At 71.9% G+C, this 11,318-nt stretch carries 7 protein-coding genes; 3 read left to right on the forward strand and 4 right to left on the reverse strand.

The genetic code is table 11. The features are described from left to right. Positions 1–411 precede the first annotated feature (411 nt). The 3 genes from AB0I41_RS29160 to AB0I41_RS29170 all read left to right on the forward strand — a co-directional run bounded on the left by AB0I41_RS29160 (position 412) and on the right by AB0I41_RS29170 (position 6,977). Positions 412–2,340, forward strand: a complete 1,929-nt coding sequence (locus AB0I41_RS29160) for a stealth family protein (RefSeq protein WP_357113791.1) — start codon at positions 412–414, stop codon at positions 2,338–2,340. A gap of 79 nt (positions 2,341–2,419) precedes the next feature. Beyond that, positions 2,420–5,149, forward strand: a complete 2,730-nt coding sequence (locus tag AB0I41_RS29165; RefSeq protein ID WP_357113792.1) for a CDP-glycerol glycerophosphotransferase family protein — start codon at positions 2,420–2,422, stop codon at positions 5,147–5,149. A gap of 61 nt (positions 5,150–5,210) precedes the next feature. Continuing rightward, positions 5,211–6,977 (forward strand): stealth family protein, encoded by a 1,767-nt coding sequence (locus tag AB0I41_RS29170; RefSeq protein ID WP_357113793.1) that lies wholly within the window; start codon positions 5,211–5,213, stop codon positions 6,975–6,977. A 173-nt stretch (positions 6,978–7,150) separates the two neighbouring features. On the opposite strand, the gene AB0I41_RS29175 is transcribed toward AB0I41_RS29170, so the two are convergent. The 4 genes from AB0I41_RS29175 to AB0I41_RS29190 all read right to left on the reverse strand — a co-directional run. Continuing rightward, on the reverse strand, positions 7,151–8,173 hold the full coding sequence (locus tag AB0I41_RS29175) for an endonuclease/exonuclease/phosphatase family protein (protein ID WP_357113794.1): 1,023 nt from the start codon (positions 8,171–8,173) through the stop codon (positions 7,151–7,153). 257 nt (positions 8,174–8,430) lie between these two features. Next, a complete protein-coding gene (locus tag AB0I41_RS29180; protein ID WP_357113795.1) occupies positions 8,431–9,288 on the reverse strand; it encodes a fused MFS/spermidine synthase in 858 nt (285 codons plus the stop codon). Continuing rightward, a complete protein-coding gene (locus AB0I41_RS29185) occupies positions 9,288–10,256 on the reverse strand; it encodes a hypothetical protein (protein ID WP_357113800.1) in 969 nt (322 codons plus the stop codon). The genes AB0I41_RS29180 and AB0I41_RS29185 overlap by 1 nt, the downstream gene beginning before the upstream one ends. A 150-nt stretch (positions 10,257–10,406) precedes the next feature. Beyond that, on the reverse strand, positions 10,407–11,318 hold a 912-nt coding region (locus AB0I41_RS29190; protein ID WP_357113796.1), incomplete at its 5' end, for an SMC family ATPase.

Here is an 11,318-nt window from a genome sequence, read left to right on the forward strand (position 1 = left end):
GTCCCGGTGTGGTCCCCCCACCTGAACGGCCAGGATTTTTCCGGCAAGTGATACAAATGCCTACTTATCAAACATGGCGGCGTCGGGTTCGGCCCGGATCCGCTGATTCCTTGGTTTCTCATGGGTGAACTCGCTGCTAGCGTGCCACCTGCGCTGGTCGGAGTCCCGTCACGGGACACGGCCGCCGGTACGAGATCGCGAGGATCACTGGTGGCCAGGAGACCGGCTCACCGCCGGTCCTCGTCCAGTTCGTCAGGCAGCGCAACGGGGGCCGTGGAGAAAGGCATGCGGTGATGACTGCTGGTGCGGTTGTTCGGCCGGAGCACGTCGTGCCCGGCGTTTCTCCCCGCCACCGTCAGCACTGACGATGGTCGCCGATGAGGTGGCCGTCCGACCGGACCGGCCAGCAGCATGATCGCCCTGCGCGTCTACCGCCTCCTCCCGCCCGCCGTCCGGCGCGGGCTGCTCAACCTGCTTCCCGCGCACCGGCGGCTCACCCTCGTGCGCACCTTCACCCGGCCGCGCGGCGGTGACACGGTGCACCCGCTCGGCTCTCGGGTGACGGTCACCGACGGCGGCGTCCGCACCGAGGCCGAGGTGGTCGCCGCGGCGACGCCGCTGGAGATGTGGCACCGCAACCTCATGGCCGTCACGTCCGCCCTCGAGTCGGCCGGGATCGACCACCACTGCCTTCGCAACGACGACTACCTGCGCAGCTCGGTGGCCATCCTCGTCGACCAGCGGGACGCCGTGCGTCGCCTGGTCCGCTCCGCGCCGGCGTTGTCGGGCGCGCACGTGCGCACCGTGGCGGTGCAACCCGGGCGGAACCAGCCGGACCTGGCCCCGGCCGAGGTGATCCAGGTGTGGTTCCCGGTGACCGACGTCCGGGCGGGTGTGGTCCTGGGTGCCCAGTTCGCCTGCGAGATCGAGTTCTGGACCCGCGTGGGCGATGTCGTCCGTGCGCCCCGGCACAACGCGGTGATCGACGAGGCCCCGGCCCGGGCGGAGCCGGTCGGGGTCGCCGCGGCTCTGCTCAGCCACTTCGTTCCCGAGGCGGATGACAGCACCTACCGCACCCGCCGTGATCTGGCCGTCCGCGCCCCGGACCGGGTGGGCTTCCCGATCGACGCCGTCTTCACCTGGGTGGACGGCTCGGACCCGGAATGGCTCCGCCGCAAGATGGCGGCGCTCGGCGCCCCCGACGGCGCCCTGCACGCGGTGGCGGCCAACACGTCGCGCTACCACAACCGCGATGAGCTGCGGTACGCGATGCGGTCGCTGCACAGCTTCGCGCCCTGGCTGCGGAAGATTTTTCTGGTCACCGACAGTCAGCTGCCGAGCTGGCTGGACCCCACCCACCCGATGGTTACGGTGGTCACGCACGCTGAGCTCTTCGCCGACCTCGGCGGCCGGTCGTCGTTCAACTCGCACGCCATCGAGTCCCGCCTACACCGCATCGAGGGCCTCGCCGAGCACTTTCTCTACTTCAACGACGATGTCTTCCTGGGCCGGCCGCTGCTGCCGACCCATTTCTTCCATGCCAACGGGATCGCGAAGTTCTTCCTCTCCCCGGCGCAGTTCGGGCTGGGCGACGCGAGGGCCAGCGACCCGCCGGTGAACGCCGCGGGCAAGAACAACCGTCGGCACATCCAGCGGCAGTTCGGCGTGACCATCACGCAGAAGATGAAGCACACCCCGTTCGCGCTGCGGCGCGGCATCATGCACCAGATCGAGCAGATGTTGCTGGCGGAGGTGACCGCGACGGCGCGGCATCAGTTCCGCCACCACGGGGACCTGTCGATCCCGTCGTCGCTGCATCAGTACTGGGCGTACCTGACCGCGCAGGCGGTCCCAGGCGAGATCGAATACGAGTACGCGGACGTCGGTCACCCCTCGACGCCCACCCGCCTCTCCGAGCTGCTGGCCCGGCGGCACCGTGACGTGTTCTGCCTCAACGACACCGACTCCGATCCGGAGGCCTTCGCCGAGCAGGAGCGGATGCTGGCCGACTTCCTGTCCCGCTACCTGCCGTTCCCCGCCCCGTTCGAGCTGCCCGACGACGTGGTCGCCGAGCGGCGGAAGCTTGGCGCCGGCGCGCTGTGGCGGCAGTCGCGCGGCGCGGATCGGTACGGCCGGCAGGTGGATGCCCCGACAACGCCCGCCCTCAGGCGGCAGGTGGACGGCTCTACCGTGCCCCCACTGCGGGTCGGTCCGCGACTGGACGCGCCCACGCTGCCCTCGATGCGCATCGCCGCCACCCGCGAGGCGCAGCAGGACATTGCGTCGCCCGGCTGGGGAACGTACCCCGCCGAGCGACCGGGAGAGCGGCGGGACGCGTGAACCGGACGGTTGATTCCCGTCGCACATTACGCTTCGACCAGCTCGTCAACATCTCTGCGAACCCCCAGTGGAGCCCAGTGTGGTAGGCCCTGCCCCCCAGGTCACGATCATCGTCCCCGTCTACAACGTCGAGGACTACCTGCCCGAGACACTGGAATCGATCGCGGCGCAGACCGTGTTCGACCGGTGCCAGGTGATCCTGGTGGACGACGGCAGCACCGACGCTTCCGTGATCATGGCGAAGCAGTTCGCCGCGGAGCACCCGAACGTGACCGCGATCCAGCAGGAGAACAGCGGGCCGGGCGCCGCCCGTAACCTGGCGCTCGACCTGGCGGACACGCCGTACGTCACCTTCGTCGACTCGGACGACCTCCTGCCGCCGCACGCGATCGAGGTGCTGCTCACGGCAATCGTGAACAACAAGGCGAGCATCGCCATCGGGGACATGGACACCTTCCCGAAACGGACCGCGTTCCTGTGGAAGAAGCCCTTCGGCAAGGGCGACCGGCTGCTCGAAACCGTGGTCGACGCGCCGGAGCTGGTGTTCGATGCGGGCCCGTGCCACAAGCTCTACGACCTCGCCCAGCTCCGGGCCCACGGTTTCCGGTTCCGCGAGGGGGTCCACTTCGAGGACGCCTTCCTTGCCGTCCCCATGCTGCTCAAGGCTGAGCGCATCGCACTGGTGGACCAGGTGGTCTACCAGTACCGCCGGCGGGTCAGCGGCAACTCGATCATGGACAACCTTTTTGATCGGGTGCAGAACTACTGGGACCACCTGGAGCTCTGCGAGACGCTCGCCGATCTCCGTCCCGAGCTCGACGTCTTCCGCCGCGAGGTGCTCGAGCGCTTCCTCGTCCGCAGTTACCAGGGCTTCGCGATGCGTGCGCACACCCTCTTCGGGGACGCGGACCTGTGGAAGATCTTCGAGAAGTGCAGCCGGATCTACCACGACATCGACCCGTCCTTCATCGCCCGTTGGACCGCCGACACCCGGCACCGGGTGGCGTACCTGGCCTTCAAGTCCTACGATTTCGACCTGTTCGCGCGCCCGTGGGAGCGGGTGCAAGGGGTGGTGGCCTGCGGCGGCGAGTTGCACCTGGACTATCCGGTCTCCCCGGCCCTGCTTCCGTTGACCAGGGTGAGTGCCGTGTCCGTACGGCTCGAACAGGTGCGGCTGATTGGGTCCGGCGAGACGCTCAAACTCTCCGGGCACGTACAGGTCAACGGCCTCCCCATGCACAAACCGATCCGTACGCCCCTCGGGTTGCGGGTGCGGGGCAGCGGGCTGACCGTGCCCGCCACCCTCGAGCGCCGCAGCGACCTGAAGTCCGCCGACGACAGCCGGGAGTGGGGCGGCTTCGCGGCTGAGGTCCCGGTCTCGCAGTTGCGCGGTGGGAACCACAGCCTGCGGCTCGTCTTCATGACCGAGACCGGGCAGGCGTCTCGGCAGTGCCTGATCTCAGCGGCCTTCCTTCGCGACGCCCCGATGAAGCTGTCCGGCGACACCCGCATCCTGCCGGGCTTCACGGGGCGGGACAACGCGATGCTGCTGGTCCAGAAGGCCGGCGGCGCCGAGGGTCGGCGCCGGTGGCGGCGTATGTTGCTGCGCAAGGACCTCCGGCACGTCGCCTCGCGCCGTCCGTTCTGGAAGCAGCGTCTGCTGCGTCTGCTCACGGAGCCATTGATGAGCGGACGCGACATCTGGCTGGTCGGCGAGCGCAAGGACACCGCCCAGGACAACTCCTGGCACCTGTTCCGCCACCTCCGCAAGGTGGAGCGCAGGCGAAACGTCTACTACCTGATGACCAAGGACAGCCCGGACCGCGAGCGGCTGCGCGGGCTGGGCAACGTCGTGACGTACGACTCGTTCCGGCACAAGTTCCTGATGCTGCACGCCACCAAACTGATCAACTCGTACGACATCGACTCGTACATGTTGCCGAGCCGGTGGGAGCGGGGGCAGTTCCTCAAGCACTTGAACTGGCGGATCAGCCCCGCACGCGTCTTCCTGCAGCACGGTGTCACGGACAAGGACGTCAGTGGCGGTCTGCACCGCGCCAAGACCGCGGTCGATTTGTTCGTCGCCGCAGCCGGCCAGGAAGCGGATTACGTGTCGGAGCATTTCGACTACGGCGACGCCGCCCAGCGGCTGGGCTTCCCGCGCTTCGACGCGCTCGTACCAGACCGGGGGCACCGGCGGATTCTGCTGATGCCGACCTGGCGTAGCTACCTGGTCAGTCCTTCCTACAACCCGTCGCTGCCACCGCGGTTTCCCTTCGAGGCATCGAAGTACGCACGCTTCCTGGGCGAGCTGTTCGCCAGCGACAAACTGAAGCTGAGCCTGCAGCGTCACGGTTACACCCTTGAGTTCCTTCCGCACTACGAGATGCGGTCCGTGTCGACGAGCATGGTGCCGCCGGACCCGTGCTTCGCAGTGGTGGACCAGACACAGCGCAGCGTGCAGGACGCGCTCCGACAGTGCGACCTGTTCATCACCGACTATTCGTCCACCGCCTTCGACGTCGCCTATCTCGGCACCCCCCTGATCTACGCCCACTTCGACAGCGAGGAGTACTTCTCGATCGGGGGCTACCGCAAGGGCTACTTCGAGCATCGCGAGCATGGCTTCGGGCCGGTCTGCGAGACCGCGGAGGAGACCGTGGACGCGATCGTCACGTACCTGGAGAACGGGTGCGCCCGCGAGGAGGAGTACTCCCGCCGGGCAGCCGATTTCTTTGCTGTCCAGGACCGGAACAACTGCCAGCGGGTCGCCGACGCCATCGCCGCGCTGCCGGGTCCCCAGCGGTGAGTCGGCGGGGCGTCCCGGTGCGGGAGTCAGCGGCCGGTGCGGGCGGATCGGGAGGACACCGGTGACCGACCCGAAGCCGACGCCGTCGGAGACGCCACGGGCACTCGCGGAGCCGTCAGGGCTCGTTGACGTCTACCGCAGGGTGCTGAGCCCGCAGACCCGCCGCGCCATCGCGATGAAGGTGAGTCCGCGGGCCCGACACCAGTTGAAGCAGTGGGTCGCCCGGGCGTCGGGTGACGCCGCGGTGACCGGGCGCCGGGGCGAGCGGATGGCGAGGCGGCAGCCGCAGTTGCTGGCCGGAGGCGACCGGGTGGTCGTCACCGCCGACCGCGCGCCCCGCATCGCCCGGGTCGACGCGGAACTCACCCCGCTGCACGCCCGGGCGGGGAATCTGACCGCCGTCACGGCGGCCCTCGACGAGGCGGGAGTGGCCTACTTCCGCGTCCGCGGCAGGACCGATTGCGCATCGGTGGTCGCCGTCGACGAGGCGGACCGGAAACGGGCGTACGCCGCGCTCGCCGCCGCCTGCGCCCGGGTCCCCGGCTACGTCGCCGTGCCGCAGGCCCACGCCGAGCGGCCACCGGCGGCCGGCTTCGAGCCGCGCACCTGGGACCGCCTTGCGGACGCTCCGGTCGTCCGGCTCACCTGGTACCGGACCGACCCCCGGCACCGGCTCGTGCTCGGCCAGGCGTACGGGTGCGAGGTCGAGTTCTGGACGCGGCAGGACGACGAACTCGTCGCCCCCCGCCGGAACCCGGTGGCCGATCGGGTCCAGGTGTCGGCGCCGCCGGTGCTGACGTCCGAGTCGCTCTTCACCGGCCTGGTGCCGCACACCGCCGCGACGACCGCGCGAACCCGGCAGGAGTTCGCCGGACGGCAGCCCCACGACGTGGCCTTCCCGGTCGACGTCGTCTACACCTGGGTGGACGGCGCGGACCCGGAGTGGCTGCGCCGCCGCGCCGCGATCACCGGCGTCCCGTACCACGCCGAGGCGGCGAGCGCGGCCCGCTTTCTCAGCCGCGACGAACTGCGCTACTCGCTCCGGTCGCTGCATCAGTACGCGCCCTGGGTACGCCAGGTCTATCTGGTGACCGACGACCAGGTGCCGGAGTGGTTGGATCCGTCGGCGTCGGGGATCCGGGTGGTCAGCCACCGGGAGATCTTCGCCGACCCGTCCGTGCTGCCGACCTACAACTCGCACGCCATCGAGAGCCAGCTGCACCACATCGACGGGCTCTCGGAGCACTTCCTCTACCTGAACGACGACGTTTTCCTCGGCGCCGAGGTGCTGCCCAGCGACTTCTTCCTGGCCAACGGCATCTCCCGGTTCTTCCCGTCGCCGGCCCTGGTGCCGCCGGGCGCCCCGACCGCGGAGGACATCCCCTCCTCGGCGGCCGGGAAGAACAATCGTGCCTTGATCGCCGAGCGCTTCGGTACGGTGCTCAGCCGGAAGATGAAGCACATGCCCCACGCCCTGCGACGCAGCGTGCTGTACGAGATCGAGGAAACCTTCGCGGCGGCGCACCGGGTCACCGCCGGCAGCCGTTTCCGCAGCATGACGGACATCTCGATCGCCTCGTCGTTGCACCACTACTACGCGTTCCACACGGGTCGGGCGGTGCCGGGGGACCTGAGCTACACCATCGCGGAGCTGTCGAACCCGGACACCCCGGCGCGCCTGGCGCACCTGCTCGCCCGCCGGGACCGGCATGTCTTCTGCCTGAACGACGCGTTCTCCACGGAGGAAGATCTGACCGCCCAGCTCTCGGTCCTCACGCCCTTCCTGGACACCTACTTCCCGGTGCCCAGCCCGTGGGAGAACGGCTGACCCTCGCACGCGCAGCGGCGCCGGCCCGCCGCTGGTCGGCTGACGTCGACGACGATCACCGTGTCGGTCCCTGCCGGGGCCGACCGGTTGCCGGAGCGGGCCGACGGGCTCGGTGACCTCCGGACGCCGCGTCGCCCGCCGTCCGGATCGGGCTTGCGCCGATCAGGCGCCGATCAGGCGCCGGTCGGGTTCGGGTGGAGGTCGTAGCGGGCCGCCAGCATCCGGTGGTCGGAGAGCGGTGCCTGGATCGCCTCGCAGCCGAGCGGCCTGATGCCGGGTCCGGAGAACAGGTAGTCGATCTTGATCGTGCCGAACGTCGCCTGCATCCGGCCCAGGTCGCAGTCGACGTTCTGGTCGTACAGCGGTTGCAGGACGAGCTGACGCCTGCCGGTCACCGTCGCGGCCGGGGTGGTGTTGAGGTCGCCGCCCACGATGGTCGGGTATCCCTGTGCGCGGCCGCGGCGCGCCTCGGCGGCGAGCCGCGCGGCCTGCGCGGCCCGAATCCCACCGTCGGGATCCTGCTCCGGCGTTGACAGGTGGGCGCCACAGACCTGGAGCCGGGGCGCGCGCAACCGGACGCACACCGCGAACCGCTGCTCCATCCAACTGCCGTTCCTGGGTTTGGGTGACGGAAGCTGGACCAGCCAGGACGCCTGGACGGGCGATGCCGCGCCGGCCCCCCGCCCGACTGCCGCCCGCACCGCCACCGCCTGGCCGTACCGGCCTCCGTCGGCCCCGCAGGTGGCCGGTCGGCTGACCCGTTTACCGCGCCTGACTGCGACCGTCGTGGCCTGGCGGAAGTGCACCTTCCAATCAGCGCCGAGGCTGCTCCCCAGCGTGGGCAGCAGGTCGGCGCACATCTCCTGCAGCAGCAGCACGTCCGCCGAGCGATTCCGTGCCGCCTGACCAATGGCGGCGGCGAGCTCCCGGTGCCGGCTGGCGGCGGGACAGCGCTGTTTGGCGTTGGCGCACGCGTTCCACGTGAGCACCGTCAGCGGAACCAGCGCGGGCGGTGCGGGAGCCGGCGAGGTGGACTCGGCGGGAGTCGGCGAGGTGGACCGGGCGGGCACCGCGATCGCGGGACGGTCGTCGTCCGCGGGCCACCGCGCGGCCGCCGTCGCGCCCATGGCACCGATGAGGGAGCCGGCCACCGCGAGCACCACCAGCAGGGGTGCTCGGCTCCGCTTCGCCGCCATGCCGCTCCTCTCCCCGGATATCGGCGGTGTCGTGCTGTCGACCGTGGACAAATGTGTCAGCCGCCGCTGGGCTGCCAGATTAGCGGTCGGCGGACCTTGAGGTACGGGCCGGGCCCGGGCGAACATCCACCCTGTCCTGGCCATCTCTCCGTGCAGACCGGCCGCGACCGCACCCATGCAGACCTCCTGCTGTCCGATGACATCAGCGGGCCCACGGGGAGGGCCGCCCCAAGGTACGGAGGGGCCGGCCCGTCGGATCAACGGCGTACCGAAAAAATTCCGGGTGGCGGCGGGGTGGAGTCGGTCGCGTCGACGTCCCGCACCACCGGGGCGCCACCGGCGAAGCGGTCGAGTTCCGCGCCGGCCACCACCCGACCCGGGAACCAGTCGCCGGCGGCGCGCCGGGTCAGCTCCGGCACCGGCGGCTCGACCCGGCCCGCGACCAGCACCAGGTTGCCGTAGCGGCGCCCGCGCAGCACCGCCGCGTCGCCGACCAGGCAGGCCCGGGGCAGCACCGTGCGGACCGTGGCGACCTGGGCCCGGGCGTGCCGCAGCGGCGGGCCGTCGGCGAGGTTGGCCAGGTACCAGCCGGACGGGGCCAGCACCCGGGCCACCTCGGCGGCGTACTCGACCGAGGTGAGGTGCGCCGGGGTACGCGCGCCGGCGAAGACGTCGGCGACCACCACGTCGTACGCGGCGTCCCGGGTGGCGGCGAGGGTGGCGCGGGCGTCGGCCACCCGCACCTTCAGCCGGGGGTCGGCGGGCCAGGGCAGCGCCCGCCGCACCAGGTCGACCAGCGCGCCGTCCACCTCGGACACCCGCTGGGTGGAGCCGGGTCGGGTGGCCTGGACGTAGCGGGGCAGGGTCAGCGCGCCGCCGCCCAGGTGCAGCACCCGCAGCGGCGCGCCGGCCGGGGCGAGCAGGTCGAGCGCCGCGCCGATCCGGCGGACGTACTCGAACTCCAGGTGCGTCGGGTCGGCCAGGTCCACGTGCGACTGCGGGGCGCCGTCCAGCAGCAGCGTCCACGAGCGGGGCCGGTCCGGGTCCGGCACCAGCTCGGCCTCGCCGGTGTCAACCGGCGCGACGACGCGGTCGTCGCCACGGCGGCGACCCATCAGCGGCCCGCCGCGCCGGCCCGGGTGGCCATGGTCAGCGCCCGGTGCAGCAGCCGGGCGTCGCCGAGCAGGGCGCGCAGCCGCCGCTCCAGCCCGGCGATCGGCACCAGGTTCTGCGGGGCGCGCGGGTCCTTGTACGGCGACGAGGCGAACCGGGGCAGCGTCACCAGCGACAGGTCGGCCAGCGAGATCGCCTCCGCCGGCGGCAGCTCCGCCGAGCACTCCATCCGCACGATGCCGGCCCAGGGCGCGCCGAGCGCCACCGGCAGGCGCAGATACCAGGACCAGCCGCCCCAGGCGGTGCCGAGGCGGAACACCGGTGATCGCTCGCCGGGCCGCAGCCCGGTGACCACCGCGGTGAGCCGGGCGTCGAGGTACTGGCTGTGCTGGGTCTTGATGTAGCCGAGGGTGCGCGGCAACTGCCGCCGGCTGCGCAGCGGCCCGTCCACCACCAGCAGGTCGCCGTCCACCCGCGCGGCGTCGGAGACCGCCACCTCCAGCGCGGTCAGCGGCGCCTGCACGGCCGCCGGGAGCTTGCTCAGCTCGCCCGTGCCGCCCACCCGGTGCACCGGGTAGCGGACCCGCCCGCACACGATTTCCTGCGCCGACGGGCTGGCGGTGAACAGCCCGCGCCCGACCTGCGCCCCGGCCAGCTCCGCCGCGCCCCGCTCCAGGTCGCAGCGGACCACCCCGGCCGCGTACGAGGCGGCGATGCCGGGGAACGAGGCGCCGTCGTCCTCGGCCGTCCAGACGCTGGCGTCGATCCGGCGTACCCCGTCGACGAGCAGCACCACGTCCGGCGCCCGCAGGCCCGGGCGGGGGCCGATCGCCCGCCAGTCCACGGCCGGCAGTTCGACGTCCGCCTCGACCTGGGCGCTGCTCGGCGCCGCCGGCCCGCCCACCGAGGCCTCGAAGGAGGCCCCGTACGACGGGTCCCAGGCGTCGACGAAGAGCCGCGGCCCGGTCACGTCGCCCACCGCCGGGTCGCCCGCGCCCCGGTCACCGGGCAAGCCGTTTCGTTCGCGGCTGCGGGGCTCCGCTGCGCTGCACTCCTCGCGTTCACAGGGCTGGCCTTTCGTTCGCGGCTGCGGGGCTCCGCTGCGCTGCACTCCTCGCGCTCACAGGCCGGTCCGTTCGACGCGGGCGGTGCGGGCGTCCTTGCGGACCTCGTAGCGGACCGGGATCCGCTCGGCCAGCGCCGGCACGTGGGTGACCACGCCGACCATCCGGTCGCCCCGGGCGGCGAGGCTCTCCAGGGTGGCGGCCACCGTGTCCAGGGTGGCCGCGTCGAGGGTGCCGAAGCCCTCGTCCAGCACGATCGACTCCAGACTGGCCGCGGTGGTGGACATCCCGGCCAGCTGCTCCGACAGCGCCAGCGCCAGCGCCAGCGACGCCTGGAACGTCTCCCCGCCGGAGAGGGTGCGCACCGCCCGGCGCAGCCCCGCGTCGTGGTGGTCGACCACGGAGAACTCGCCCTTGTCGTGGACCAGGTCGTACTGGCCGTTGGACAGCTCGCGCAGGATCCCGGAGGCGCCGTCGACCAGCAGGTCGAGCGCCTCGGCGAGCAGCCACCGCTCGAAGTTGTTGGCCCGCAGGTGCCCCGCGAGGGCCCGCGCCGTGCGCGCCTGCCGCTCGTGCTCGTCCCGCTGCCGGCGCAGCTCACCAGCCTGTTCGCGGCGTTCCTCGATCCGGCGCCGGTCCGCCTCGGCCCGTTCCCGGGCGACCGCGACCGCGTGGACCGGGTCGTCGGCGGGGGGCAGCCCGGCGGCCGTCAGCAGGCCGCCGATCCGTTTCTCGACGGCGGCGGCGGCGGTCTCCGCGTCGGCCACCGCCGTGGCCAGCCCGACCCGTTCCGCCCGCCGCCGCTCCGCCTGCCCGGCGGCCCAGTCGACGAGGGTGTTCCAGGCGGCGGCGACGTCGTCCCGGTCGGTGGCCGGCGGACCGAAGTGGGCCAGTCCGTCCCGGGCGGTGTCGAAGCCGCGCCAGGCGGCGCGCAGCCGCTCCTGCGCCGCGTCCAGCGCGCCGCGGGC

Source organism: Micromonospora sp. NPDC050200, assembly GCF_040656135.1.
Classification (GTDB): domain Bacteria; phylum Actinomycetota; class Actinomycetes; order Mycobacteriales; family Micromonosporaceae; genus Micromonospora.